Genomic DNA, 26,928 nt, shown 5'->3' with positions numbered 1-26,928 from the left:
GCCCCCTCCCCAAAGGGCCGGTTCACAGCTTATGCGTTCCTGTGAACCGGCCCTTTGGCCTGCCTGTGTCAGTCGGCCCGACGGATACCGCCGAAGCTCTCCAGCGTCTCCAACACGTTGCGCGCCTCGGATTCGTGGTCTCGCAGCAGCTCCGACACCGGGGACGGGGCCCGAAGCGCGCGCAGCAGACCGCGCAGCCGCGACGGCTCCATCGTGGTGGTCAGCGTGTGCCCGTTCACCGACACCATCCGGCCGTGCACGTCGCGGTCGGTCCAGGTGACGTTGACCTCGGGTTCGGCGTGGATCACATCGGCGTCGGCGAGCGGCCGCCGCGGCCGGGGCGAAGGCGGCGGTTCGAGCCCCTCGGCACTGACACAGGTCAGCGACGCGCGTGCGATCCGTTCGTCCAGCCGCTGGTCATCCAGCGACTGCCGCAGTACCTCCGCGGCGAACCGCAACGGTTCCGGGACCGCGTCGGGCAGCAGTCCGTCCGCGTCGGGGCCGGTCGCCTCCAGATCGACGGGGACAGCGGGCATCGCGGCGCTGACGGGGGTGACGCCGGTGAAGACGTCGCGGTCGATGTCGGCGAAGAACTTCTGCGTGTCGTAGACCGCGCGGTGTTCGTCGTGCGGGACACCGACGTTGACGCTGGTGGCCGGGGCGCCGCCGCTCTCCCCGACGTGGAAGTAGGTGGACGGCCAGTACAACAGGTCACCGGGTTCGACCTCGACCACGAAGGAACTGGGCAGGTATTCGGCGTAGTCGACGACCGAACTGACATCCTCGGTCCACGGTTTGCGGGACCAGAACCGCATTCGCTTGTCGCCCTTGAGCCCGAACATGAACGTGGCGAACCTGTCCTTGTGGACTCCGACGGGACTGTGCTCGTAGGTGCCGTGGAACATCGTCGTGATGGCGCTGGTCGACGGGATACCGACGTGGTCCCACAGGCGCCGGTAGAACCGGCGTTCCCGGTGCCACAACCGCCACTCGTGACTGTGGAACGCGTTGATCGTCAGGGCGTACCGCCTGCCGTCCAGCGCGGCGGTGACCCGGTCCTGGTAGCCGTCGAAGTCCCGGTCGGACGCGGCAGGCAGCAGATCGCCGGGGACGCGCTGTTGCTCGCGCTCCACCGTCAACTGCACCCCGGACGGCACGGCTCCGTTCGATACCGGCGCGCACGCGTTGGCCGTCGCGGCGAACACCTCGCCGACCTCGAAGGGCGGTTCGGCAACTGCCCTGTAGAGGACCGGCCGCTGGTTCCAGTAGTTCCCGGCGAAGTGCTCCCAGTCGAAGTGGGTCTCCACTGGGACCTTGTCGATGCTCTTCATCCGTTCTCCTTCACCAGGTCGATGCCGCGCAGGGCATGGAGTTTGCTCAGCAGCGCCGTGATGCCACCGGTGGGACCCGCCTGGCCCCACAGCGCACCGACCCGCACCGCCTCACCACCGCGCAGGCGGTCGAGGATGTGGTCGGCGGCGCTGCCCTCCACGGCGAACACGTGGCCGTTGACCGCCCACATCGCACTGTCGTCGGCCTGCGGCATCCGCACCGGCTGTTCGCGCAGCCGCACCAGTTGCTCCCGGTAGAGCGAGATCTCGTGCCGGGGCGCGGGCGCCGGTTCGAGGCCGCAGGCGCTGACCCGACGGGTCCACAGGATCCGCATGATGCGCGGAAGGTTCGAGGTGGCCACCAGCTCACGGAAGGCGTGCCCGGTGTCGGCCAGGCCCGGGACCGTGGCCAGTCCGCCGTGGTCGTAGCGCAACGCGTCCTGATCCACGTAGGGCACCTTGTCGCTGATGCGCCGCGAGTCGATCATGTTGTTGACCAGATCGAAGACCGAGGCGGACGCGAGCCTGCGGTCGGCCGGAATCCGCAGCCGCAATGTCACGCAGTCGGCGTCGTGGTTGTCGGCGAACCGCGTGCCCGCCGGAAGGTAGACAACGCCGCCCGTGCTCGTGTCCCACTTCTCGGCGGCCGGTTCGTCCGGCGCGTCGGACTCGAAGACCTGTGTGGTCAGTCGACCCCGCAACACGAAGGTGAGCACCGCGTTGCCGGAGTCGCGAAGCGGCGGGTGCCCCGTGCGGTGGCCGCCGCCGTGGTTGATCTCGGCGGCGACGGGAAGCACCGGGTATCCCACCGACTCCCATAGTGGACGAACAAGGTCGCGTACCCGTGACCACAACGGGAAGTCCAGCCACAGTGGCTGCGTCACCGTAATCCGGAAACCCGGCCCGGTGATGTCGTCGGGCAGCCGCCGCCGATACGCCTCCCAGTTGGCGTCCGAGTCGTCCGGCAGCAGGTCACCGGGAGCCGAGATGATCCCGGTGGCGGTGGAGAACCGCACGTCGGTGACGGCCTGGAACCGAAAGCCCGCGCGAAACGGCAGACTCGCCCGCACCGTCAGTGCGAAGAGCCGGTCGGGATCCAGTGGCGGGTCGTGCCACGCGTGGGGAACATGGACCGGCTGCGTCCGCCAGCCCTTGCTGACGCTTGCGATCCAGTCGTCCATCATCTCTCCAATGTCGGTAGTGGAAATCGTCGGCGCATCGCCGTGGTGTACGCGGACAGCGACGGCATACCCATTCGCCGACGACGGTCGTCGACCGTGTCGGGTTCCTCGATCGGCAGCGGCTCCAATCGACCGTCCTTCTCGTAGAACTTGGTCCCGTACAACTGCGGCCGATCGCTGTTGACGCGCAACGTGTCGGTGAGGAAGGCGACCTGGTGACCGGGCGCCAGACCGTCGTCGGCGGCCCGCCGCAGCAGCGCCAGACAGCGGTACTGGAAGTCGCTCGGCCCGGTAGCGTGCTGCAACAGTCGACACGCCGCGTTGCTGGCGTCGGCGCCCACCAGAGCCGCGGTGGGCCAGCCGTAGTGGTCCACGACGTTCTCCAGCCAGTCCATCGCCGAGGTCGTGAGCCGCAGCAGCTTGTCCTCAAGCGACGCGTCGGTGAACCCGCCGTCGGCCCACGGCGCGCGCAGCCTGCTGTCGATGTCGTCGATGCGCAGCAGCCGGTCCCGTACCCGCGGCAGCTGGTCCGGTTCCTCGGCCAGGTCGCGGACCCGCAGCCGGGTGGTGTGGGCATCCCAGCTGTAGGTCATCCGCTGGCGGCGACGGGGCCAGTCGAAGCTGACCTGACCGATGTCCGTGTCGGCCAGGAACACCTGGACGCCGTGGCGTTCGTCCGACAGGTACTCGGTCGTCAACCGCGCGCGCACATGCTCGACGGCGTCGCGGATCGCGACGCCCAGGCTGGTCATGTCGAAGTTCCGCGTCCGGTCACTCCACCGCGGTGGCTCCTCGAGGTCCGCCGGATCGGGCGAGGTGGGTGCTCTGTGGACGAAATAGGGGACATCCCAGCGCCGCAGCTGTTCCAGTTCATCGGCCTGGAAGTCCCCGGACTCCGGGGCGGCACCACGCAGTCGCCGCTCCAGCTCCCGCACATACTCGGCCGTTGGTTTGCGCACGACCCGCATCGCCTCACCGTCGACATGGCGCATGAGGAAACGCTCGACCGTGTCGCGGTAGGCGCTCAACAGCGTCCACACGTCGAACATGCCGCGCAGGAAGTTCGTCAGGTGACCGGCGTACCCGACGCGGTTCTGCTTGTCGGTCACGACATTGCGCGATTCGGTGCGACCCCACGGCTGCTGTCGCACCCTCAGGTCCAGCGAACCGTCGCGACCGGTGTGGAACACCGCCCGTGGGCCCTCCAGCGCACACCAACGCGCCTCGTCCTCGATGCCGCCGTGATGGTGTCCGGTGTCGGGACCGGCCAGCAGCCCGGTGTCGGCGAGGCGGGCGGTGTCGGTGAAGCAGACTTCGAGATCCACCGGATAGAACATCGGCGGGTCGGTCGCGGCCCGGCGTCCCGCCAACACGTTTCCGGCCATCAGGTCGGCGATCCCGAACGCGAAGGCCGCCCCCGCCAGCGAACCGGCGCGGTTCCAGAACTTCCTCGCCTCGGTGGCGGTCAACCGGGTGGCGGCCAGTCCATACTCGCCGGACGTTCGGATCGTGGCCCACTGATGCGGTGGCTCGATCCATTCCTGCCAGCTGTACTCGTTCCGGTCGGAGCCCTTGCCGCGCCACGCGGCCATGATCGGCAGGGTGACGTCGCCCGACACCGGCGGCAGCCGGTTCAGCATCCGGAACACCGAACTGGCCTGATGGGAACCGGAGGTCGCCAGGAACAGGACCTCACCGGCGACGGGCCGCGGCTTGTACGCCAACCGGCCGCCGCCGCGCATCGTCACCCGCAGCACCCGTTTGCCGCCGTTGTGGGTCTCGTCGCCCGCCAGCGCCAGCTCCTCGACCCCGCCGCCGAACCTCAGGTCGGTCGGCCACGCCGACAGTCGATCACGGCTCAGCCTGTCGAGGAACTCGTCGAGCATGCGCTGCTGCTGTTCCAGCCGTGTGGCCGCGTACTCCGCCAGATCGGCGGATTCGCCCAGCACGCAAGCGGTGAACACCTCGGTCACCAATGGACCGAAGAGCGCGGCATTCGACGCGCGTAGCACTCCGGGCGCCAGGATCGCGTCGTCGTACTCCAGTGCCCGGGCCTCACACCATTCGTCCAGATCGGACAGCATTCGCACCAGCGGGTCGAGCCGGGGCCGCCGAAGGAGTTCGGCGAGGTGTTCGGCGTCCTGGGGCCCACCGGGATATCGCGACAGCATCAGCACGCCGTCGGGTCCCGGCTCGGCGACCGGCGGGAACATGCCGTCGGCCTCGCCCGCTGCCACGGCGGCGATCAATCGCTCGACGGCTGTCGACATGGTCGGTGTCCTCCAAGATCTCGGATACACCGTGTGGCGCCGAATACCGGCGCCACACGGCTCTCTCCCCAATTCGGACGGTTATCCGATCCGAAACGGTTCGGGCGCGCCGCTCAGCCGAGTCCCCGACCGCCGCCGCGCCCGACCACCACCTACGAAGGCGGCAGACAGTAGAACCCGGCGCAGGTGCCCTTGGGGGCCGAAGCGGCGGGTACTTCCTTCATCAGGTCACCCAGGACCACGTCGACGGGTTTCACCTTGAATTCCCGGTTCTTGAACTCTCGGTTGCCTTTGCGCATATGAATCTCCTTGAAAGACAGGATTGTCCGGCCACGTGGGCTCCACGGATGGCCACAGTGGGTAAACGGTCTTCGCTCAGTAGTCGCGGTTGCGCATGAATGAGCCTCCTTGAATACGGAAAAACGCTCGGCCAAGTGCTAGCCATGGATGGCCGCAGACGGCGGATCGCCGCGCCGCGTCACTGAGGCTACGAGCGGGGCGGTGTCCGTCCAACGAACGCGAACGAACCCGAACACCGGCGATCGGCTGGCCGCCAACGGGAAGAAGACGTCGGGTCAGGCGAGCGTCACTGAGGGGAACCGTCGTCGGTGGACTTCAGCGTGTCCCGCAGTTCGGTGACCATCGGCAGCCGGAACGGTTCGGCCATCTCCAGTGCCTGGCTCCAGTAGTCCCTGGCCACGGCGACATCGCCGCGGGCGGCGGCCGCGTTTCCCAGGCCGCGCAGTGCCTGCGCCTGCCAGGGGCGGTCGTGTATCTCCCGGTAGATGTCCAGGGCGTGTTCGTAGTGCTCGACGGCCTGCGCCAGATCCGACTCCGCCAGACAGATGTCGCCGAGTCCACAGTAGCTTTCGGCCTGTCCCAGCCGGTCGCCGATGTCAGTGCATATGGACAGTGCCCTGTGAAGCTGTTCGGAGGCGGTGCCGGTGTCACCGGCGGCGACCGTCGCCAGCGCCCAGCCGCGCAGGATATAGGCCATCCCCCGGCGGTTGCCGATCCGTTCGCAGATCCGCCAGGCCCGCTGGAAGTTGTCGATCGCGCCGTCGAGGTCACGCTGGCCGGTCAGGGCGGCGGCCAGCCCGCTGAGTCCGTACGCCCAGCCCAGCTGGCTGCCCAGGTCCTCGCAGATGCCGATCACCTGCCGGGCACAGGATTCGGCGCTGGAGAAGTCACCGACGTTCAGGTCGATCTCCAGCAGGCCCCACAGGTTCTCGGCCTCACCGACGCGATTGCCGATCTCGCGGTGGATGTCCAGCGCCCGCCGATACCGCTGTGAGGCGGTGTCGAAATCGCGGCCCACGATCGTCTGCGCCAGCCCCCGGATGGTGTCGGCCTGCCCCTTGCGATCCCCGAGCTCGGTGCGGATGGTCAGGACCTCGTCGAGCAGTTCCGCCGCGGCGTCGTGATCCCCGGTCAACCGGTCGATCTCGGCCAGCCCCGCCAGCGCGTCGGCCTTGACCGAACGATCACCACCGCGATACGCCAGCCGCAGCAGCTGGTTGCTGCACAACCGCGCAGTGGCGTAGTGGCCCAGCAGTCGCAGCTGCCGGTGCATCACACTGGCCAGCTTGACGCGGTACTCGTCGTGGGTGCCGATGTGCAGACACGACAACATGTTGGCGCGCTCGGCGACGAACCAGGTGACGTCCACATCAGAGAAACCGGCCAGCCGGTCGAGGTAGTACACCAACAGCCGCTCGATGGCCGCGCGCTGCCGACTGACGGGTTCGTCGCTGTCGGCCAGCCAACGCGCGTACTCCCGAATCGAGTCGTGGAAGTCGTAGCGTCCGGGTTCCTTCTGCGACAACAGATGCTCGTCGGACAGCCGCCGCAGCGCCGACTCGGTGGCCTCGCGCCCCAGATCCGTCAACGCCACGACCGTGTCCATGGTGAACTCACGGCCCGGGTGGATCGACAGCTGCCGGAACACCCGCTGCTCGTCGGGACGCAGACTGGCATACGACACCGCCAGCGCCGGTCGGCTCACCTCCGAGGGCGGGATCCGCTTCAACCGCTCCACATGGTCACTGAGTTCCCACTCGGGTTTGCCGCTCAGCTGCCGCCCCACCGCCACCAGCTCCAACGGCAGCCTGCGACACAGCTCCACCAGCTGCGCCGCCGACTGCGGGGCGCTGTCCACGCGATCGGCGGGATCGTAGCGGTTCAACAGCGTCAGCGCGTCGTTGACCGGCAACAGGTCCAGCTGCATCCGGTGCGCGGAGTCCAGATCGGTCAACCGGCGCCGCGTCGTCACCAGGAACACCGTGCCGGCGCTGGGCGCCAACAGGTGCCGGACCTGCTCGGCGTCGAAGGCGTTGTCCAGCACCACCACCGCGTCGCGCGCGTTCAAGAGCTCGCGGTACCGCGCCGCCCGCGTGGCCGCGTTGAGCGCCTCGATCTTGAAGTTGGGCATCCCCAGGTGGCTCAGGAAACCCCGCACCACCGCGTCGGGGTCGGCGGGCGGCTCGTGCGGATCGTAGCCGCGCAGGTTCACGTACAGCCGCACCCGCGCGCCCCGGGCGGCCTCGGCGAGATCCTGGGCGGCGCGCAACGCCAACTCCGACTTGCCGATCCCGGCCATGCCCTCGATGACGATGACGGTGGCCTGGTCCCGCGATTCGTTCGCCAGCTGGGCGATGCGGCGACGTTCGACGCCGCGTCCCACGAAGGTGTCCGTCGGAGCCGGGATATCGCCCTTGGTGGACACGATCCGGGTCCGGTTGAACCGGTCGAGCACCGCCTGGCACAGCTGCCGGATGGTCTGGATGTCCTCGTCGGTGGCACCCAGCGCGGCGGCGATGGCCACCACCACCTCGGGATCCACCCGGGTGCGGCCGTTGCGGAAGTAGGCGTAGACGGTCGACAGGGACGGCACGGCGTCGAGCAGGGGGTGATTCTGCTTGCGCGCCACCCGAACCCGTCGCTGGATCTCCCGGAACGACGGATTGCCCGCCGACGCGCGCAACTGTCGCAACAGACCGGCAAGATCATCCAGGTTGAGAACATTCTGCGTTTTCACAACAGGTTCAGTATGCAGCGTGAACAGGGCCGTTCCCAACCCGTGAATGAACATTTCCGGACATTCACGAAACTTTGTTTCGATTCGTTCGGGAAGCTCGACGCCGCGGCGATGCGCGAGTCAGACTCACCCTCCGCACTGGCTGGATTCGCCGATGTCAGGAAACCGGTGCCCCGATCGGCGTTCTTCTGTGAAAGGCACTGTCCATGACCCAGATCCGCCCCTTCCGCATCGAGATTCCGCAGGCCGACCTGGACGATCTGAACGACCGCCTGGCCCGCACCCGTTTCACCAACGAGCTGCCACCGGCCCAGGTCGCCTCCCTTCCCACCGCCGGGCCCATCCAGCCCGGCTGGCAGCACGGCGTCCCGTTGTCCTGGGTTCAGGACCTGGTGAAACGCTGGCGCGACGACTACGACTGGCGTGCTTGGGAAACCAAACTCAACTCCCACCCGCACTTCATCACCGAGATCGACGGACAGGACATCCACTTCGTCCACGTCCGCTCCGCCAACCCCGACGCCGTCCCGCTGATCCTCACCCACGGCTGGCCCAACACCTTCGTGGAGTACTTCGACCTCATCGACGCACTGTCACCGGACTTCCACCTGGTCATCCCCGACCTGCCCGGCTTCGGGTTCTCCGGACCCACCAACGACACCGGCTGGAGCGCCAACCGGGTCGCCAAGGCCTGGGCCGAACTGATGAGCCGCCTGGGCTACCAGCGCTACGGCGTACACGGCAACGACGCCGGAGCGATCGTCGCGCCAATACTGGGCATGGTCGACGCCGCGCACGTCATCGGCGTGCACGTCACCCAGATCTTCTCCTTCCCCAAAGGGGACCCGGGCGAGTTCGACGACCTGTCCCAGGACGACATCGAGTACATGCAGTTCGTGCAGGGGTTCCTGGAGTACGCCATCCACGACCGCACCCAGCAGGCGCAACCCCAGACGCTCGCCCACGCGCTCGCCGACTCCCCGGCGGGCCAGCTGGCCTGGATCGGTCAGTTGCTGGGCCCGCTCGACCCCGACATCGTCCTCACCAACGCCACCATCTACTGGCTGACCAACACCGCGGCCTCGGCGGCGCGGTTCTACTACGAGAACCACCACGACACCGCGCTGGCGAACCAGGAACCGACCACGACGCCCATCGGCCTGGCCGGTTTCGCCTACGACATGAAGTCGATCCGCAAGTTCGCCGAACGCGACCACAAGAACATCGTCGCGTGGTCCCAGTTCGACCGCGGCAGCCACTGGGCCGCCCACGACGCGGGCGACCTGCTGGCGGGCGACATCAGGAAGTTCTTCACCGAACACGTCGAAGTCTGACCGTGTCCGGCTGAACGAACCGGTCCCGGCCATGGAGAAACGCGAGCTCGCCATGGCCGGGCCATACTCACGGTTTCGCCGCGACTGTGACGGGTAACCCCCACGGGAAGATCACGACCGGCACCGGTGTTGATCATGGCGTCACGACACCGGGGGAGTGAGAATGCACCACAACGGCTTGAAGACCGCCATGCTGCTGGGCCTGATGTCGGCCCTGATCATCGGCGTCGGCTACGCACTGGGCGGCGGTACGGGGCTGGCCATCGCCGCCGTCGTCGCCATCGGCATGAACGCGTTCACCTACTTCAACTCCGACAAGATCGCGCTGCGCTCCATGCGCGCCCAGCCGGTCAGCCAGGCGCAGGCACCCCGCCTGTACGCGATGGTCCGGGAACTCGCCGACCGCGCGGGCCAGCCGATGCCGCGCCTGTACCTCAGCCCGGTACCGCAACCCAACGCCTTCGCCACCGGACGCAACCCCCAGCACGCCGCCGTCGCCGTCACCTCCGGCATCCTCGAACTCCTCGACGAACGCGAACTGCGCGCCGTCCTGGGCCACGAACTGTCCCACGTGTACAACCGGGACATCCTGATCTCCAGCGTCGCGGGCGCGCTCGCCTCCATAGTCACCGTGCTGGCCAACATCGCCTGGTTCATCCCACTGGGAAACGACCGTGAGGGCCCCAACCCGCTGGTCCTGCTGCTGACGATGATCCTCGGACCGGTGGCCGCTGGCGTCATCCAGATGGCGATCAGCCGCAGCCGCGAATACCAGGCCGACGCCTCCGGAGCCGAACTGACCGGCGACCCGCTCGCCCTGGCCAGCGCCCTGCGCAAGATCTCAGGAGCCGGTGACCGGCTCCCGCTGCGCGCCGACGGACCGGTCACCCACAGCGCCCACCTCATGATCTCCAACCCGTTCCGCGGCGGCGGCCTGTCGAAGCTGTTCTCGACCCACCCGCCGATGCGCGAACGCGTCCGCCGCCTGGAGCAGATGGCGTCCAGCGTGCGCTGACCGTCCAGTGTGATCGCCGAAGCCCTACGTTCGGGCCTAGTACCTGTCCGTTCGGCCGGACTTCGGCACTTTGACGGGCGGGAAGCCTGGTCACGGCCGCGAAAGCTCCATACACTTGCGCGCACTGTCACCCCAATATGGAGCCCCCTTGTGACGAACCACGTGCCCGAAGCCGAGTCCGCGCCACCGGACGAGGAACCATCGCCGCCCGACCCGCGGCGCCGCAAGCTCCTCGTGGGCGGAACGGTGCTCGCGGTGCTGGTCGCCCTGTTCGGAGTCATCGCATGGGTCGACGACTCCACCAGCCCCGAAGCCGTCGTCGAGGACTTCTTCGACGCGATCGTGGACAAGGACGTCGAGGGGGCGTTGAGCCTGGTCGCGTGGGACGGCTACGGGGTGCCGTTCGGGGAGCAGGCGATCTTCATGCATCCCGACGCCATCGCCGACGGCTGGGAACTGTTGGAGGCGAAGCTGAGCGCCACCGAAGACAGCTACGGCGAGGAGCGTGTCGATGTCACGATCGGCAACGACAAGAAGCGGGTTGACGGCACCATCACGCTCAGCGACGCCAGCGGTGAGTGGAAAATCGTCGATCCCTTCGTCTCGGTCACGATGCCGATGGGCTCGCTGACGTATATCCAGGTCAACGACAAGACCGTCGTCGCCGACGAATTGTTCGGGTACGACGCTGGCAGAGGCTCCCCGACCGAATACAAGCTCCTGCCGGGTCTGTACACCTTCTTCGGTGACCTGAACGGCACATCCACCGAACCAGAGCCCGGCGAACTGATGCTGCCTGAAGATGACGCGCAAGCGATGGCGGTGAGCCCACCGGTACTGGAGCTCACCGACACCGCCCAGGACGACGTGCAGGAAGGCGTCAACAAGCTGGTCGACGATTGCGCCACGTTCAAGGTGCGACAGCCCGCGCTGTGCCCGTTCGGCGTCGATTCCTACTACCGCACCGACGACGAGGAGTACCACGATATTCACGACGTGACCTGGAAGGTCAAGGAATATCCGCGAGTGCGGGTCACCGGCTCGTTGTTGAACAACCATTACTGGCCGGGGTTGGAGGTCGTCGTCAACGATCCCGGCGTCATCAAGCTGACGGCCGCCGCCTCGAACTTCGACGACGGCGACGTGAAGCTGACCGCCGAGTGTGAGGTGTCGGGGGAGTACTTGCGCGTCGTCCTGGGACCGGACGGCGAACCGCGCGTGAACCCAGAGGTTTTCGACGGTTACGGCTTGGCCCCGCAGTCGGGATTCGGCATCGATACCTGCGGCAGCGAAGAGGGGTAGGCCAGTGACCGAAACACCACCGGAAAAGAAGCGTCTCCTGGCGAGACTCCAGTCGCCGCCCCATTGGACCGACACTCGTAAGCGGCTCACGGTCATCGGCGGAGTCGTCGCCGGGGTCACCGTCATCGCCGCGAGCGTGATCGTCTACTCGGCGATGGGATCGGGTCCGGAAGGTGTCGTCGACGACTACCTTTCCGAGCTGCGATCCGGAGACGCCGAGGCCGCGTTGGAGTACGCGTCGTCGGTGGACGAACTCACCAAGGCGTCGAGCGAACTGCTCGTCGACAAGGCCATGGCCACCGACTGGGAGGTCACCCAACTGGTGCGCCGCCACGAGGAGCAAGACGAGACCGCGACCGTCGACGTGACGATCACCGCGGCCGACAAGACATCCCGGCAGGGTCGGTTCCATCTGGACGAGAAGGGGCCGGACGGCTGGCGCATCCTCAATCCACTCATCAAAGTAGACATGAGTGAGCTCCCGATGGAGTTCGTCGAGTTCAACGGCACCATCGTCGAGGATTCCGGGTTGATGTGGATGTTCCCCGGTGCGTACCGAGCCTTCCGCGACAGTGCGAGCCTGTTCGAGCTCTCCGAGCCGACCTATGTGGCCGTTCCGTCCGCCGATGTGCCCGAGGAAGGGGACCTACTGCCGCCCGAGACATACCTACCCGTCCTCAAGTCCGGCAAGGACCTGGACACCGAAGTGAATCGGCAACTGGCCGACTGGATCGATGAATGCGTGAAGTCCAAACACATCGATCCGGAAGGGTGTCCGTTCTCGGGTGCCATGTACACGGACAGGGGCATCGTATCGATCGACGACGACCTTTATCAGACCGAAGAGGTCACATGGAAGGTCAAGGATCATCCCACGGTTCGACTGATACTGAAGTCAGAGGGTTTCGGCATCCGGACTGTCGAACCGGGAAAACTGACGATCAGTGGCACAGGCACCGACATATCCAGTTCCGGTGAACCGGTCGGGAAGTTCAAGGGCGACTGCGGCGTCAACCTGGATATGACGACCGTCACGCTCGCCGAGCCCATGGAGTTCGAATTCGTCTCCGAGTCAGAGGGCGCGCTGTCCTACACCTGCGGTGAGCTACTCGAATAGGACTCCAACACACCGCCACATCGGCATGCGTACGATATGTGAATCGGATTCCCGATATCCTCGCGTTTTCCGAAAGGCGTGTCGATGTACCAACCCCCGTCACCCGGGCCCGAACCGTGGCAGTCGCCACCTGTGCCACCGCCGTATGCTGCGCAACCGCAGCTCCCGGCCCCGGGATACACGCCACCGCCGGAGGCGGTGCCCGCTGAGCCACCCGCCCTGGACGGCGCGGTGTGGTGGCGCCGGGGGCTGGCCTGGTTCGTCGACATCATGTTGATCCGCATCGTGGCCGCCGGACTGGGCTACCTGACGTACCGGCGGATCGTCAGCCCGTTCTCGGGCGTGGGTTCGTCGGCGCACTCGGCGCTGAAGAACCTGTTCAGCTCCGGCGGCGACATCGCGAAGGTGGCCACCAAGACCGGCGCCGACGTGTGGGGCATAGTGTCGTCGCTGATCATCCAGGGCTTCGCGCTGCTCGTCGTGATCCACTTCCTGTACCTGTTCATCGCGCTGGCCTGGACCGGACGCACTGTGGGCAAGATGCTGTTGGACGTGCGGGTCGTGCCCGAAGCGTCCGACACCGTGAAGGCCAAGCCTGGCAAGGGGCGCGCCGCCCGGCGGGCGGCGGTCTCGGCGATGGCCGACACGGGGTTGTTCTCGCTGGCGTGCTGCCTGCTGTTGTTGGGGCAGTTCACGTTGAGCGTGCTGTGCTGGATGGTGTCCGTGATGTTCTTCCTCGCCAACGGACTGCCGGTGCTGTGGGGTCGGCACCGCAGCCTGGCCGACATGGCGGCGGGGACGACGGCACCGCAGGGCCAGCTGTATGAAGTCATGGCCCGCGGCGCCGTCCGGGGTGGACAGTTCGCGGCAACCCACCTCGCCAGGGGCGGCCGCGCGGTCGCCGAGCGCTCCCGCAACCTCGCCGAACTCGAACACGTCCAGAAAGTGCTGAGTTCCGAACGCGCCCAACAGCTACGGCAGGCGAGCAAGGGCGTCACCGACAAGGGGCGGCAGGCCTTGAAGCGGATCAAGCGACGCGGCGAGGAACCCGAAGCGCTCCCCGGCGTCGTCCCGCCACCGACGACGGGGATGTACCCGGCCACGGGCTACCCGCCGGGCGCCCCACACGGATACGCCACACCGCAGCCGGGCCAAGTGGTCCCGCCCTTGGGCCAGCCGGTTGTGCCGCCCGCGCCGCAGTTGAGCCAGCCGAATATGCCGCCCGCGCCGCAGCCGGGCCAAGTGGTCCCGCCCCTAGGCCAGCCAGCCCCGCCACCCGTACCGCAACTGGGTCAGCCGCTCCCGCCGCCCGCCCCGCCGGTGCCGCCCGTCCCGGGCGATCCGGCGCAGCCGCAGGGCTTCACGCCCTCGCCGTACGCCGCCGAGGACTATCGCGCCGCCGCGCCCGAGGACCCCGAGCCGCCGCAGCCCGCCCGCTGAGCAGCCTCAGCGTCCGGTGGACCCGTCGATCAGCTCGCGCAGGATGTCCGCGTGTCCCGCGTGGCGGCCCGTCTCCTCGATCAGGTGGGTCAACGCCCAACGGACGCTGGGAGCCGAGCGACCCGGTCGCTGCCGGGGGAGTGGCGCGCCCAGATCCGTGCACCCGTCGAGCACCTCGTTGGCGCGCTCGACCGTTTCCCGGTAGCGGGCGACGACCTCGGCGACACCGTCCTCGGCCGACGCGTGGAACGTCGCCTTCCAGTCGGTGACGCGCTCGCCGAGGAAGGTCGCGCGCTCCACGAAGGTCACGTGGTTGAGCAGACCGAGCAGGTTCGTCCCCGACGGAACCGCGGCGGCCCGAGCCTGCGGATCTGGCGCGTTGTCGACCTTCGCGGCGATCGAGTCCCGCAGGTAGTCGAGGAAACCCCGCAGAGTCTCCATCTCGCTGCCTCCGGTCCGAGGCGGAGGCGCGTCGCGACGGCGGCGGCGGGCGGTACTAGGCATGATCCTCAGTCTCGCCAGCCGTGCCCGAAGCGGCGAGAATCCTTGCCGTTCCGGCAAGTCCCACGACGACCTCGAAACCCTCCGTCCGACCCCCTATCGTGGTTGGCGGAAGTGTTCACAACACCCATGGAGGGATCGCCGTGAAGTACGTCCGACTCGGGTCAACCGGACTGGAAGTATCCCGCCTTTGCCTGGGCTGCATGAGTTTCGGCGAACCCGATCGCGGTGCCGACACCTGGACACTCGGGACAGAGGACAGTCGCGCGATCATCCGCGACGCCCTGGAGGCGGGCATCAACTTCTTCGACACCGCCAACGTCTACTCCGACGGGTCCAGTGAGGAGATCGTCGGCGCCGCCCTGCGGGACATGGGCCGCCGGGACGAGCTCGTCATCGCCACCAAGGTCTTCGGCGCGATGCGGCCGGGCCCCAACGGCGGTGGACTGTCGCGCAAGGCGATCCTGACCGAGATCGACGCCAGCCTGCGTCGGCTGGGCACCGACTACGTCGACCTCTACCAGATCCACCGCTGGGACGCGAACACGCCGATCGAGGAGACCCTGGAAGCCCTGCACGACGTGGTGAAGGCAGGCAAGGCCCGCTACATCGGCGCCTCGTCTATGTACGCCTGGCAGTTCGCCAAGGCGCTGTTCACCGCCGACGCCTACGGGGGGACGCGGTTCGTCACGATGCAGAACCACTACAACCTGCTCAACCGGGAGGAGGAGCGGGAGATGCTGCCGCTGTGCCTGGACCAGGGCATCGGATCGCTGCCGTGGAGCCCGCTGGCGCGGGGCCGTCTGGCCCGGCCGGTGGGCGTCGAGACGCGGCGAACCGGGGACGACGCCTTCGGCGACAGTCTCTACAAGGGATACGATGACGCCGACCGGGCGATCATCGACGGCGTCGGTCAGGTCGCTGAGACCCGGGGTGTCTCCCGAGCGCAGGTAAGCCTCGCGTGGCTGGCCAGCCGTCCGGCGGTCACCGCCCCGATCGTCGGTGTCACCAAGCCCGGTCAGCTCGCCGATGCCCTGGGAGCCATCGACATCGAACTCACCGAGGCCGAGGTCGACCAACTGGAGCGGCCCTACGTCCCGCACCCGGTGGCGGGTTTCTAGGTCAGCGAGAACTGACCGCGGCGCGGCAGCAGTCGCAGCCGCAGCGCCCGGGCGACGAGGGTTTCACGTTTCCAGCCGCGCCGGTTGCCGCCCCGATCATCGCCGGGGGCCGGGCGTCGAGCTTGTCCAGCAGGTAGTCGATGTGGGCGTCGACCGCGCGTGGCGACAGCCGGTGTCCCTTGGCACGCAGGGAACTGGCGATCTCGCGGGAGGTCGGCAGCGAACTGCCCGGCCCCTGTTCCAGCCGGGGGCGGCAATCCGACAGCGGGTGGCCATGCGGCGGAGTCGTTCGAGACGGCCGATCAGGTTAGGTTTCGAGTCATCTCCCACGCGCCCGTTCGTGTCGACCGGGATGGCCCGTGATGCGGCTGCTAGCTGCTGCGGTTTCAGTTGGTCGGAACAGTGAGAAATCCGGACTGTCGAGGCTAATCATGTAGTCGACACGGGACAACCCGAGAAGTCCCGGGGTGCGAGACTCCATCGGGTTAACTTGGGGCGTAAGCGATGTGGCGTCCGAGCGTCCTTACCGGTAGCCACCTTGCCCCGAAACCGTTGATCTTATGGGAACCTAGTCATTCAGGTGCTCGGTCCAGAACTCGATGTGGTGGTCGGTTTCGAAGTCGGCCGCTGCGATGCCGTCCTTGCCCGGGGCCAGTGACTGCACGTGCCGCGAGCCGGACTCGAAGTGGCTCCACTGTGGTGAGTTTCCGCCGTTGGGGTCGCCGGTGGCGGCGAACCGGGTCCAGTAGGCGATCATCCGTTCGCCCAGCTTCGCCTGCGGCCGTGACAGTTCCATGTCGACACCGTGGATGTCGAACAGGTAGGGAACTTCGGAGCCGTGGAAGGCGCCGTACCGGTAACCGGTCTCGACCATGCCGGGATAGTACGGAGCCTCGCGGTCGGCGAACTCGAACGCGAACGTCGGCACCGTCTCGGCGAGGATCTGGCGGGTGCGGTGCGTGGAGTACGCCCAGGTGCGGTCGGTGTTCACCTTGGCGTAGGTCAGCCCGTTGTCGTCGGAACCGGGCGGATACTCCCGGGCCACCGCTTCGGCCCTCTCGCCGAAGTCCTCGGTGAGCGCCTCGGTGTAGGCCGCCTTCGACAGCGGTGACTCGACCGCTCCCGTGATGGAGGTGCGGGCCTCGTCCCGGGTGTTGCCGATGATGATCGGCACCTGGTTGAAGTCGCCGTCGCGCAACGCGATGGCCGGATGGCGCGGCAGGACCGAGTTGCCGTACCCGGGCGTGAAATCCCGCATCCTGTCGGTGAGCTCGTCCGCTGGTTGCTCACGCAGGCAGGCGATCGGGTCCTTCTTCTTGTCGCAGTTCGCCTCGGCGGCGGTCTCGCTTCCCAGTGCCCGGTTGTCCTTGGCCGATTCGAACGGTGACTGGCCTCGGGAGTCCTCAGTGAACGACGGCCACTCGATCAGGCAGTTTCCACTTTGCATGATGGCCTTGTGGAACAGCTTCGCCGAGTCCGGCGCGGTCAACTGGGCGCACACGCTCATCGCACCGGCGGACTCGCCGAACAGCGTCACGTTGTCGGCATCGCCGCCGAAGGCGGCGGCGTTGTCGCGCACCCAGCGCAGCGCCGCTTGTTGATCGGCGAGCCCATAAGCCCCACCGTCGTCGAGTTCGGGATGGTCGAAGTACCCGAAGACACCCAGCCGGTAGTTGGGCGTGACCACGACGACGTCCCCTTCGGTGGCCAGTCGCCGGGCGTCGTACTCGGCGGCGTTGCCCTGATAGAAGCCGCCGCCGTACAGCCACACCATGACCGGCTTGGGTTTGTCGGGGGTGGCGGTGTCCGGTGTGGTCACGTTCAGGTACAGGCAGTCCTCGGACTGCTTGCCGGGCACGGGGTCGTCGGGCGCCTGTACGCACAGCGACTCCGGCTCGGTGGCCTTTCGGACGTCCTTCCATGGCTTGACCGGTTGCGGCGGCTGCCAGCGCAGGTCACCCACCGGCGCAGCCGCGAACGGGATGCCCTCGAAGGTCCGGTACCCGCCGCGATCGTCACCGCGCACCGGCCCGTCGGCGGTTTCAACCCTTGTGGAGGGGGCGGACGCGGCCGGTTCGGCGCAGGCGACCAACCCCAGCGCGAGGAGGAGCGCCGCGATCACTGCGGCGGGACGTTTGTGAGACATGGGGGTCCTTCCCGAAAAAGTTATAGCACGGCTGTGTTACATGAATACAGTAGCACAGCTGTGTTATAACTTTTCCCATGTACAAAGTCGTCGACCGCGAAGCCCGCCGCGCCGAACTGGCCGAGGCGGTGTGGCGGATCATCCGACGCGACGGCCTGTCCCAGGCCTCAGTACGCAACGTCGCGCGCGAAGCCGGACTGTCCCAGGGCTCGCTGCGGCACTACTTCACCACCCAGGCGGAACTGCTGGCCTTCTCACTGGCCATGGTGGGCGAACGCATCCGTGACCGCATGTCGGTGGTGTCGCGCAACCTCGACGGACCGGACATGATCGCCGAACTGGCCGAGGCGGTGATGCCCCTGGACGAGGACCGCCGCGTCGAGACCGAGGTGTGGCTGGCGTTCCTCGGCGCCGCCCTGACCGACCCGGCGCTGCGCTCCCTCAACGACGAAACCTTCGACGGCGTCCACCACCTGTTCACCGAACTGCTCACCCATCTGGTCGAACTCGGGCAAGCCCGCACCGGACTGGACGTGGTCACCGAGACCGCCCGGCTGCACGCCCTGGTCGACGGCCTGGCGATGCACGGTGTCGTGCGACCCGACGTCGCGACGCCGGAACACCTGCGGCACATACTGACGACCCACATCACCGACCTTTGTCATCAGTGACGTGTGACAGCGCGAACCGCAGCGCGCTGAGCCCTCCGATGACCTTGAGGATCTTCTTCGGTTTGATGCGTTTGAGGATGGGATGCCTGGTGCAGACCAGATCGCTGCCCGACAGGGCCCAGTTGTGGATCCGGTGCTCCACCATGATCTCCAGGACCTGCGGGGTGAGAACCCACCTGGCGATCTCCGAGTCGGTGAGCGCGATCCGGTAGTCGTAGCGCAGATATCTGTCCAGAATGGGTGCCGGAGAGGTTCCGGCCTTGACGTCCTGGAAATTGACCTCGCCGTCCTTGAAGATCTGGAACCGCGGCACCTCGACGCCCAGCGGCACCACCCACGCGGTGTCCACCTGATAGCCGTTCTTCCTGGAGTGATGGTGGTAGTCGAAGACCGTGAACTCCACGCCGTGCGCCTTCCCGGCGACCACACCGAAGGCGATGCGATCGTCGCTGGGCTCGGTGAACGGCTTGACCTCCCATCGGTCCAACAGCTCCGGCGCCTCGTCACGGTACCGCCAGTCGTTGTCGGCTGCCCACTGTCGGCGTTCGTTCTTGGTCGTCGCGATCCGGTCGATCTCGGTCGAATCCATGGTCTCCAACTCTGTCTTCGTCGGCAGCGGAACGGATCGATCGTCCACGCGGGCGATAAGAATTCGTTCAAACGAGCCGACAGGCGAGAGATCTTGTGGCCGGTGCGGAAAAGGACTACGCTCAGCCGCGATAGGACAGGTGGTGGCCATGTCCCGACTGGTGCACTATGTGGGCAGTCTGCCCCCGGAGATCAACACGAGCCCGCGCGACGGCATGCGCTGGATCATCGACCACAGCGCCGATGCCGGGCTTTCGACACTGCCGTGGGACAGCGATCCACGGTGGATCGTGGAGTTCCTGCTCGGCCTGGCCGAACGCGGCGAGGCCCTCGAGGTGGTCCAGTCCGGCGACTGGGGCGACTACGACAAACAGCAGCGCTACCGCGTCAAGTCGGGGGTGAAACTGACGGCGTCGCACGTGTCGATGCGCCGGGCCGAGCGGATCCGCCAGAACCTGGCCGTGTACCGGGAACTGGTCGCCGACGACTCCCGGCTGGACGGGGTTCCGTTCCAGCAGAGCCTGCCCAGCCCACTCGACCTGTCGCTGTTCACCTTCGGACAGCGTCCGGTGCTGCTCAAACACGTCGCGACCTACGCCGACGCGCTGGCCGCCGAGGTGACCGACCTGCACGCCACCGACGGCGACGACCTGGTGTGGCAACTGGAGGCCCCGACGGTACTGGTGCTGCTGAACAAGACGCCGCGCCCGCTGCGGGGGTTCGTCGCGCGGCGGTTGGCGGCCCAGATGGCGGGGTTCGTGGAGCGGCTGCCGCAGGAGGCCCGGCTGATCCTGCACCTGTGCTACGGCAACCTGAACGACCGGGAACTGGTCGCGCCCCGCGATCTGGCCGGAGTGGACGTGTTCCTCAACGCGCTGCACACCCGGCTGCGCGCGCAGAATCGGGCCATACCGCCGGTACACGTCCCGGCCGCCTACGGTTCGCAGCCGCCGCCGGTGCGGCCACAGTTCTACGCCGCGTTGGGTTCGGTGCACGCCGACTGGCCGCTGGTGGCTGGAATCGTCGACGAGAACCAGCCCGACGACTCCCGCAAGGCCCTCGCCCTGTTCGAGGCCGCCGCCGACCGGAGCAGCCACGCCGTGGCCACCGCGTGCGGCCTGGGGCGGCACTCCGAGGCCGACGCGCGCGCCGCCGCGGCGCTGATGACCGAACTGTCCACGGCCTGACCGTCAGGCCACCGATCCTCCACGTAGGACCGTGAGTACCAGCGTCCGCGCCACCTCGGCGACGTCGGACAGCTTGACGCACTCGCGCGGGCTGTGCGCCACCGCGACGTCGCCGGGACCGAACTGCAAGGTCGGGATCCCCGCCGCCGCGTACAGCCGCAGATCGCTGCCGTAGGGCGCCCCGCGTTCGCGCGGACGCGGGCGACGCGTCGCGTCGGCGAACGCGCCAGCCACGATGTCGCGCAACGGATGCCCGGCCGCGAGCCTGCCGCTGGCGAACGCGCCGCCCGGCCAGGTCACGACGGCCGGATGATCACGCAGCCACGGATCCCGCGCGCAGGCGTCGGCCACGCAGGTCTCGAACTCGGCGCGCGCGGCGGCGGGATCCTCGCCGAGTCGCACCCCGAGCCTGCCCTCGGCGACGAGCAGGTCGGGCACGCTGCTGGCCCAGTCCCCGGCGCGCAGGGTTCCCACCGACAGCGCGTAGGGCGTGGCGTACTCGCTCAACAACGGGTCCGGTGCGTTGTTGCGGTGCGATTCCAGCTCGGCCAGCGCCACGGCGATCGGGCTGTAGGCGTCGATGGCGCTGACCCCGGCGTCCTTGGTGCTGGCGTGAGTGGCCTTGCCCGTCACCTCGACGCGAAACGTCAGCGCACCGGCGTTGGCCGTCATCAGGGTTCCGCCGGTGGGTTCGGTGATGACGCAAGCGTCGCCGGTGTGCCCACGTTGGAGTGTCCCAAAGGCCCCCAGGCCGCCGTCCTCCTCACCGACGACGAGATGCGCCGCCACCGGCCCGGGCGGCGTGACCCCGCTAGCCTTGATCGCGGCCAGCGCGGCGAGGTTCGCCACGACCCCCGCCTTCATGTCACACGCGCCCCGGCCGTACACGACATCGCCGACAACCGTTGGCGTGAACGGATCCTGGGCCCAGTTGCCGCGATCACCCGGCGGCACGACGTCCACATGCCCCTGCAGGATCATCGTCGGCCCGTCGCGGTCGGCGTCGGTGATTCCCACCAGGCCCCAGGCTTCCTCCCGGGGCGCCTCGGTGCCGGGGAACCCCGGGGTCGCGCGCAGCGCGGGCAGGTCCATCGACCACAGGTCGACGTCGAGGCCCAGCAGTTCGAGGCGCCGTGCCAGGACGTGCTGCATCCGGGACTCGTCAGCGGTTCCGGTGACACTCGGGATGGCCAGGTACTCCAGCAGCAGCTCGCGGATCATCGTCTCGTCGACGGCCGCCAGTGCCTTGGCCTCGGTGGCCGTGATCGCCGTGGTCATCGGTGCCTCCTGTGGTCGCCCGGACGCGGGGGCGGCAACCGTACCCTGATCACCGGCACATGTCGCCCACCCCCACCGGGTGTCCTACCAGGACGCCTTGCGCACGCCCGGCAACTGCCCGCGCCGGGCCAGCTCGCGAAACCGGATGCGCGACAGCCCGAAGCGGCGCAGCGTGCCCCGGGGCCGTCCGTCGACGACGTCGCGACGCCGCAGCCGCGCCGGACACGAGTCGCGCGGCAGCCGCGACAGCGCCCGCACCGCCGCGGTCCGCATCGCCCCGGGAGTGTCCGGATGCGCGATCACGGCCTTGAGCTCGGCGCGGCGGGCCGCGTGGCGGACCACCAGCCGTTCGCGTTTGCTCTGACGTTGCACCACCGAACGTTTGGCCATCAGAGCTTTCCTCCCGCGGCGCGAACCCGGGCGATCACGGCTTCGATCCCGTCGCGGTCGATGGTCCGGATCGCCTTGGCGCTGACCCGCAGCCGGATCCACCGCTGCTGACTGGGCAGCCAGTACCGCCGCCGTTGCAGGTTGGGGTTCCAGCGTCGTCTCGTGCGGTGCGCCGAATGCGAGACCGAGTTCCCGAAGCCGGGGCCGGCCCCGGTGACGTCGCAACGTCGGGTCATGGATCAACCTCCTGATCACCTAAACTATAATGACAATCGTTTTCAATAACTTAGGAGGTTCCATGACGTCGCCGATCACCGCCCCCGGCACCACCGCGACCCAGGCCGACACCCGGCCCGGCGTCACCGTGCTGACCGGGTTCCGACCCGAGCCGACCGCCGCCGTCGCCACGGCACTGGCCGCCGCCGACCCCACGATGCTGGTCGTCTCCCACGACGTGTCGCGCCTCGAGTCCGGCATCGTGCGCCGCCTGGTGACCACCGCGACCGACACCATCGAGGACGCCACGGTCCACCTTGACCACGGCTGCCTGGCCTGCACCGTCCGCGACGACGTACTGCCCACACTGGCGCGACTGGCCGACAACCACCCCGGCCGCGACATCGCGCTGGTCATACCGTCCACCCTGGAACCCTCGGCGCTGGCGGCGGCCTGCGCCTACTGCCACATCGACGGCCGCCCGGTCACCGAACTGGTGCGGCTGGACTCGGTGGTCGCCGTGATCGACGCGGCCACCTTCCTCGACGACCTGCGCAGCGACGACGACCTCAGCCACCGCGGCCTGGCCGCCGCCGACAACGACCTGCGCACGGTTGCCGACGTGGCCGCCCGCCAGGTCGAGTACGCCGACACCGTCCTGATCACCGGCGGCGACGGCGACTTCGAGACCACCCGGCTGTCGGTGCTGACGCGACGACTCGCGCCGTGGGCGGTGCACGTCGCCGACACCGCGAACCTGCGCGACACCCGTCGCTTCGACGCCGACACCCCCGAGGTGTTCGCGCGCGGACTGGAGGGATACCCCATCGGCGTCCACGACCCGAGCCCCGACTGCGGTGTCTCGTCGCTGGTGTTCGCCTCCCGCCGCCCCTTCCACCCCGGACGGCTGCACGCGCTGCTGGGCACCATCGCCGACCACACCCTGCGCGGACGCGGCCACCTGTGGCTGGCCAGCCAACCCGACCACGCCGTCGCCTGGGAATCGGCCGGAGGCGGGCTGTCCATGGGATCGCTGGGCCACTGGCTGGCCAGCCTCCCCGACGAGGACCGCGACGACGTCAGCCCCCGCCGCCGCCTCACCGCCGACCTCGAATGGGACCCCTACTACGGCGACCGGGGCATCAAACTGGACTTCGTGGGCCTCGACTTCGACGCCGTCGACCTACAGCGCGCCCTGACGACCTGCCTGTTGACCGACGCCGAACTGTCCACCGGCGAGGAGACCTGGCGAACCTGGCACGACCCGTTCGCCGGCTGCCTCGACGACCCCACCGACGAACCCTCGTGAAACCACACCGACCTGAAGGGACACCCATGGAACCTGGACAAGTATGGAGTCTCGGCGACTATGCCACCGTCGGCGACCGCTGGTCGAGCGCCGGAATCAGTCTGGCCCGCGACCTGGCACGCCCGCAGATCCGGTTTCTGGACGTCGCCTGCGGTCCCGGGGCGATGGCCCTGACCGCCGCGCGCACCGGAGCCGTCGCCACCGGCCTCGACGCCTCACCGTCCCTGTTGGACCACGCCCGGGCGCGGGCGGCCGGAACCGACATCGCCTGGCGGGAAGCCGACATGACCGCGATGCCGTTCGCCGACGCGTCCTTCGACGTCGTCGCCTCGGCCTTCGGCGCGATGTTCGCCCCCGACCCGTCCGCCATGGCCGCCGAACTGCGACGCGTGTGCGCGCCCGGCGGCACCATCGCCGTCCTGGCCTGGACCCCCGAGTCCCCGTTCGGCATGCTGCGAACACTGGCCTCGGCGTACCTGCCACCGGAAGCCGCCGGACCCGCCATAGAGGACTGGGGGACACCCGAACGCGTCGCCGCCTTCTTCGGCACCCCGGTCGACACCGAGGTCCGGGTCGTGGACGTGCGCTGGCCGAGCCTGAACCAGGCCGTGGAGGAGATCACCACCCTGACACCGGGCATGGTCCTCGTCCGCGAGGCCCTGGAAGCCGACCGCACCTGGCCGCGACTGGTGGACGAGGTGACGGCGAGCTTCACCGCCGCCGGTGTCACCGACGGCTCCGGGTACCGGCTTCCGGTGGCCTACTTGCGAACCACGGTGCGGCGCTAGGGTTTGCGGGCCACGCCGCCGTAGGCGGAGATCGGCTCGCTGTCCTCGATGTCGGCCTCGTTGGTGTGCCATTCGGTGATGGACACGAAGCCCGGGTCGACCATTTCGAGGCCGTCGAAGACCGCGCGGATCTCGTCGCGGGAGCGCGGGATGTACGGGGCGCCGCCGGTCTTGGCGTACTCCTCGCACAGCTTCACGTAGGCGTCGCTGTCGGTGGTGCCGTCCCAGTAGATGAGGTAGCTGCCCGAGGGGACCGCGTCCATCACAGTGGACACGATCCGCTGCTGCTCCTTGACGCTCTCGGCGTGGCCGAGCACGCCCATGAACATGACCGCGATCGGCTTCTTGAAGTTCAGGATGTTGCGGGCCTCGGCGATGATCTGATCCGGATCATGGAAGTCGCGGTCGATGTAGTCGGTGACTCCCTCGTCGCTGGTGCTGGTCAGCAACGCCCGGGCGTGAGCCAGCACGGCCGGGTCGTTGTCGACGTACACCACCTTCGACTCCGGCGCCCGCTTCTGCGCCACCTCGTGGGTGTTCTGCATGGTCGGCAGACCGGTGCCGATGTCGAGGAACTGGCGCATCCGCCCTGTACTGGTCACATAGGACACCGTGCGCATCAGGAACCGGCGCGACTCCGTGGCCATGGTGGCGATCCCCGGGTCGATGCGCAGGCTCATGTCACCGACGGTCCGGTCGATCTTGTAGTTGTCCTTGCCGCCCATCCAGTAGTTCCAAATACGCGCCGAGTGCGGGATGTCGGTGCGGATGTTGGGTGGGGACTGGTCGGTCATGGAGCATGCTCCTCATGAGGCGGGGACGATGTGTGGCGCCCACCGGATCGAACTCGACACGGACGCATCCGGTGGCGTACACCACAACCATACAAAAACCAGCGCGGTCGATGCGTCGGCACCCAGCGAGGACACCCCGGGCGGCGCGACAGCGGCCCCGACAACCCATGGACTGAATACAATAGATTCAGTCCATCGAGAGACAGGCCAGACATGACGACGAAACGACGGACGGGAACGCTGCTCGGCGCCATCCTCGCCATCGCGGCCCTGACCGCCTGCGCACCCGCTCCATCGTCGAACAAGGGCGCGAAGCCCTCCGACACCGGCGATCCCGACGTCGTCGCCGACAACCTGGAAGCACCGTGGTCGATCGCCTTCCATGGCTCGACGCCGTTGGTCAGCGAACGCGACTCCGCAAAGATCCTGGAACTCGACAAGGACGGCGACCCCCGCGAGGTCGCCACGATCGATGGCGTCGCGGGTGAAGGTGAGGGCGGCCTGCTCGGCCTGGCCGTCAAGGACGACGACCTGTTCGTGTACTCCACCGGAGCCGGGGAGAACCGCGTCGAGCGGTACCCGATCAAGGGCGAGGCCGGAGCCCTGGAACTGGGCGAGCCGAAGGAACTGCTCGACGGGATCGCCGCGGCCAGCTACCACAATGGTGGCCGGATCGCGTTCGGCCCCGACAAGATGCTGTACGTGACCACCGGCGACGCCGGAGAACCCGAGACCGCGCAGGACCGGAAATCCCTGTCGGGCAAGATCCTGCGCATGACGCCCGACGGCGAGGTCCCGTCCGACAACCCGGACTCCGACTCCCTCGTCTACAGCTTCGGCCACCGCAACCCACAGGGCATGGCCTGGTCGGAGGACGGCACGATGTACGCCACCGAGTTCGGGCAGGACACCTGGGACGAGCTCAACGTCATCGAGCCGGGCGGCAACTACGGCTGGCCCGAGGTCGAGGGCATCGCCGAGGACGAGGACTTCACCGACCCGGTCCAGCAATGGGAACCCGCCGAGGCCAGCCCCAGCGGCATGGCGATCACCGGCGACACCGCCCTGATCGCCAACCTGCGCGGGGAGCGGCTCTTCGAGGTCCCGCTCGACAAGCCGTCCACATCGGCCGAACACTTCGTGGCGGAGTTCGGCCGGCTGCGCGACGTCGTCGTCGCCCCCGACGGATCACTGTGGATGCTCACCAACAACACCGACGGCCGCGGCGATCCCGGTGCCGACGATGACCGGATACTGAGCTTCGAGATCGACTGAGGCGTCCTGCTACGCCGACCTGGCGTCCCACGCGGCCCGGTCGTCGACGATGTCGGTGGCGTTGTCCATCAGGTGATCGAACAGCTCCGCCAGCGGCTTGCCCGCGCCTTCGCCGCGCGTGGTGAGGCCGTAGGTGACCTTCGGCGGAATCGTGGGTTCGACCTCGCGCCACACGAAACCGTCGCGTTGCAGCGGACGCAGCGTCTGGGACAGCATCTTCTCGCTGACGCCGGGGATGCGGTCACGCAACTCGTGGAAGCGCAGCGGCCCGTCGCGCAACTCGATCAGGATCCAGGTACCCCAACGACTCGTCACGTGCTCGAGCGCCTGCCGAAGTGGACACTGCGCGTGATCCGTGCCACTGGGTGGCCCGCAGGGCTCGCACGAACGCAACGGCGCACCGGCCGACATCCTGGCCGCCGCCCGCGACGCCAGCGTGGCGCGGATCGTGCTGTTGACCTCACAACTCACCCAGACCCGGCCCTGGTCGCCGATACACGTCCCCATGGTCGCCTTCGAGGACGAACTGCGCGCCAGCGATCTGAAATGGACCATACTGCGGCCGGGCGGCTTCGCGTCCAACACGCTGGAGTGGGCGGAATCGGTGCGCTCCGAACGGGTCGTGCGAGCCCCGTTC

Annotated in this window: 24 protein-coding genes and 1 pseudogene; 12 read left to right on the top strand and 13 right to left on the bottom strand. The window is 68.1% G+C overall.

Translation table 11 applies throughout. The features are described from left to right. Positions 1-68: 68 nt before the first annotated feature. The 5 genes from SNAS_RS16710 to SNAS_RS16695 form a co-directional block, all read right to left on the bottom strand. On the bottom strand, positions 69-1,331 hold the full coding sequence (locus SNAS_RS16710) for a JmjC domain-containing protein (RefSeq protein ID WP_013018625.1): 1,263 nt from the start codon (positions 1,329-1,331) through the stop codon (positions 69-71). Continuing rightward, the gene (locus tag SNAS_RS16705) at positions 1,328-2,512 is read right to left on the bottom strand and encodes a hypothetical protein (RefSeq protein WP_013018624.1); all 1,185 of its coding nucleotides are present in this window, start codon (positions 2,510-2,512) and stop codon (positions 1,328-1,330) included. The genes SNAS_RS16710 and SNAS_RS16705 overlap by 4 nt, the downstream gene beginning before the upstream one ends. Next, positions 2,512-4,782, bottom strand: coding sequence for a DUF4135 domain-containing protein (locus SNAS_RS16700; RefSeq protein WP_013018623.1), 2,271 nt, complete (start codon positions 4,780-4,782; stop codon positions 2,512-2,514). Before SNAS_RS16700 ends, SNAS_RS16705 begins: the two co-directional genes overlap by 1 nt. 152 nt (positions 4,783-4,934) lie before the next feature. Then, complete coding sequence (locus SNAS_RS35800) at positions 4,935-5,081, bottom strand: hypothetical protein (RefSeq protein WP_013018622.1); 147 nt, start codon at positions 5,079-5,081, stop codon at positions 4,935-4,937. A gap of 287 nt (positions 5,082-5,368) precedes the next feature. After that, positions 5,369-7,819 carry a tetratricopeptide repeat protein gene (locus SNAS_RS16695; RefSeq protein WP_169313891.1) on the bottom strand — a complete coding sequence of 817 codons (2,451 nt, stop codon included), beginning with the start codon at positions 7,817-7,819 and terminating at the stop codon, positions 5,369-5,371. A gap of 206 nt (positions 7,820-8,025) precedes the next feature. On the opposite strand from SNAS_RS16695, the gene SNAS_RS16690 reads away from it, so the two are divergent. The 5 genes from SNAS_RS16690 (at position 8,026) to SNAS_RS32880 (ending at position 14,027) form a co-directional block, all read left to right on the top strand. Further along, positions 8,026-9,153, top strand: coding sequence for an epoxide hydrolase family protein (locus tag SNAS_RS16690; RefSeq protein ID WP_013018620.1), 1,128 nt, complete (start codon positions 8,026-8,028; stop codon positions 9,151-9,153). A gap of 163 nt (positions 9,154-9,316) precedes the next feature. Continuing rightward, the gene (gene htpX, locus SNAS_RS16685) at positions 9,317-10,168 is read left to right on the top strand and encodes a zinc metalloprotease HtpX (RefSeq protein ID WP_013018619.1); all 852 of its coding nucleotides are present in this window, start codon (positions 9,317-9,319) and stop codon (positions 10,166-10,168) included. Positions 10,169-10,318: 150 nt separating this feature from the next. After that, a complete protein-coding gene (locus SNAS_RS16680; protein WP_013018618.1) occupies positions 10,319-11,470 on the top strand; it encodes a zinc ribbon domain-containing protein in 1,152 nt (383 codons plus the stop codon). A 4-nt stretch (positions 11,471-11,474) separates the two neighbouring features. Further along, entirely contained in the window at positions 11,475-12,587 is a 1,113-nt protein-coding gene (locus SNAS_RS16675; protein WP_013018617.1) for a hypothetical protein, read from the top strand. Between the two features lie 198 nt (positions 12,588-12,785). Then, complete coding sequence (locus SNAS_RS32880) at positions 12,786-14,027, top strand: RDD family protein (protein ID WP_144300527.1); 1,242 nt, start codon at positions 12,786-12,788, stop codon at positions 14,025-14,027. 6 nt (positions 14,028-14,033) lie between these two features. Here the strand turns inward: SNAS_RS32880 and SNAS_RS16665 are convergent, their stop codons facing one another. Further along, entirely contained in the window at positions 14,034-14,531 is a 498-nt protein-coding gene (locus SNAS_RS16665) for a DinB family protein (protein WP_041624971.1), read from the bottom strand. Positions 14,532-14,671: 140 nt separating this feature from the next. Here SNAS_RS16665 and SNAS_RS16660 point away from each other — a divergent pair, with 140 nt between their 5' ends. Continuing rightward, positions 14,672-15,649, top strand: a complete 978-nt coding sequence (locus tag SNAS_RS16660) for an aldo/keto reductase (RefSeq protein WP_013018614.1) — start codon at positions 14,672-14,674, stop codon at positions 15,647-15,649. A gap of 568 nt (positions 15,650-16,217) precedes the next feature. Here the strand turns inward: SNAS_RS16660 and SNAS_RS16655 are convergent. Further along, positions 16,218-17,795 carry a carboxylesterase/lipase family protein gene (locus SNAS_RS16655; RefSeq protein ID WP_013018613.1) on the bottom strand — a complete coding sequence of 526 codons (1,578 nt, stop codon included), beginning with the start codon at positions 17,793-17,795 and terminating at the stop codon, positions 16,218-16,220. 77 nt (positions 17,796-17,872) lie between these two features. Between SNAS_RS16655 and SNAS_RS16650 the strand changes: the two genes are divergently transcribed. Then, entirely contained in the window at positions 17,873-18,466 is a 594-nt protein-coding gene (locus SNAS_RS16650; RefSeq protein ID WP_013018612.1) for a TetR/AcrR family transcriptional regulator, read from the top strand. On the opposite strand, the gene SNAS_RS16645 is transcribed toward SNAS_RS16650, so the two are convergent. Beyond that, complete coding sequence (locus SNAS_RS16645) at positions 18,444-19,055, bottom strand: type III secretion system chaperone family protein (RefSeq protein WP_013018611.1); 612 nt, start codon at positions 19,053-19,055, stop codon at positions 18,444-18,446. The two genes, SNAS_RS16650 and SNAS_RS16645, sit on opposite strands and share 23 nt — an antisense overlap. Positions 19,056-19,203: 148 nt before the next feature. On the opposite strand from SNAS_RS16645, the gene SNAS_RS16640 reads away from it, so the two are divergent. Further along, positions 19,204-20,241 carry a hypothetical protein gene (locus tag SNAS_RS16640; protein ID WP_013018610.1) on the top strand — a complete coding sequence of 346 codons (1,038 nt, stop codon included), beginning with the start codon at positions 19,204-19,206 and terminating at the stop codon, positions 20,239-20,241. Positions 20,242-20,244: 3 nt separating this feature from the next. Here the strand turns inward: SNAS_RS16640 and SNAS_RS16635 are convergent, their stop codons facing one another. The 3 genes from SNAS_RS16635 to rpmB form a co-directional block, all read right to left on the bottom strand. Then, positions 20,245-21,519 carry an ArgE/DapE family deacylase gene (locus SNAS_RS16635; RefSeq protein ID WP_013018609.1) on the bottom strand — a complete coding sequence of 425 codons (1,275 nt, stop codon included), beginning with the start codon at positions 21,517-21,519 and terminating at the stop codon, positions 20,245-20,247. A gap of 84 nt (positions 21,520-21,603) precedes the next feature. Further along, on the bottom strand, positions 21,604-21,909 hold the full coding sequence (gene rpsN, locus SNAS_RS16630; RefSeq protein ID WP_013018608.1) for a 30S ribosomal protein S14: 306 nt from the start codon (positions 21,907-21,909) through the stop codon (positions 21,604-21,606). Continuing rightward, positions 21,909-22,145 carry a 50S ribosomal protein L28 gene (gene rpmB, locus SNAS_RS16625; RefSeq protein ID WP_013018607.1) on the bottom strand — a complete coding sequence of 79 codons (237 nt, stop codon included), beginning with the start codon at positions 22,143-22,145 and terminating at the stop codon, positions 21,909-21,911. The genes rpsN and rpmB overlap by 1 nt, the downstream gene beginning before the upstream one ends. Positions 22,146-22,207: 62 nt before the next feature. Here rpmB and SNAS_RS16620 point away from each other — a divergent pair, with 62 nt between their 5' ends. Together SNAS_RS16620 and SNAS_RS32875 are read left to right on the top strand one after the other, a co-directional pair. Further along, complete coding sequence (locus SNAS_RS16620) at positions 22,208-23,434, top strand: CobW family GTP-binding protein (protein WP_013018606.1); 1,227 nt, start codon at positions 22,208-22,210, stop codon at positions 23,432-23,434. A 26-nt stretch (positions 23,435-23,460) separates the two neighbouring features. Continuing rightward, a complete protein-coding gene (locus tag SNAS_RS32875) occupies positions 23,461-24,222 on the top strand; it encodes a class I SAM-dependent methyltransferase (protein ID WP_013018605.1) in 762 nt (253 codons plus the stop codon). On the opposite strand, the gene SNAS_RS16610 is transcribed toward SNAS_RS32875, so the two are convergent. Next, positions 24,219-25,016 (bottom strand): SAM-dependent methyltransferase, encoded by a 798-nt coding sequence (locus tag SNAS_RS16610; RefSeq protein ID WP_013018604.1) that lies wholly within the window; start codon positions 25,014-25,016, stop codon positions 24,219-24,221. The two genes, SNAS_RS32875 and SNAS_RS16610, sit on opposite strands and share 4 nt — an antisense overlap. Before the next feature lie 213 nt (positions 25,017-25,229). Between SNAS_RS16610 and SNAS_RS16605 the strand changes: the two genes are divergently transcribed. Further along, positions 25,230-26,291 carry a PQQ-dependent sugar dehydrogenase gene (locus SNAS_RS16605; protein WP_013018603.1) on the top strand — a complete coding sequence of 354 codons (1,062 nt, stop codon included), beginning with the start codon at positions 25,230-25,232 and terminating at the stop codon, positions 26,289-26,291. 9 nt (positions 26,292-26,300) lie between these two features. Here SNAS_RS16605 and SNAS_RS16600 read toward each other — a convergent pair whose 3' ends face one another. Continuing rightward, complete coding sequence (locus SNAS_RS16600) at positions 26,301-26,702, bottom strand: winged helix-turn-helix transcriptional regulator (RefSeq protein WP_013018602.1); 402 nt, start codon at positions 26,700-26,702, stop codon at positions 26,301-26,303. On the opposite strand from SNAS_RS16600, the pseudogene SNAS_RS37660 reads away from it, so the two are divergent. After that, a pseudogene (locus SNAS_RS37660) lies at positions 26,647-26,817 on the top strand (hypothetical protein); the annotation flags it as partial. The gene SNAS_RS16600 and the pseudogene SNAS_RS37660 overlap by 56 nt on opposite strands. Between the last annotated feature and the right edge of the window lie 111 nt (positions 26,818-26,928).

The organism is Stackebrandtia nassauensis DSM 44728, from assembly GCF_000024545.1.
GTDB lineage: Bacteria > Actinomycetota > Actinomycetes > Mycobacteriales > Micromonosporaceae > Stackebrandtia > Stackebrandtia nassauensis.
This window is presented reverse-complemented; position numbering and strand designations above follow the sequence as displayed.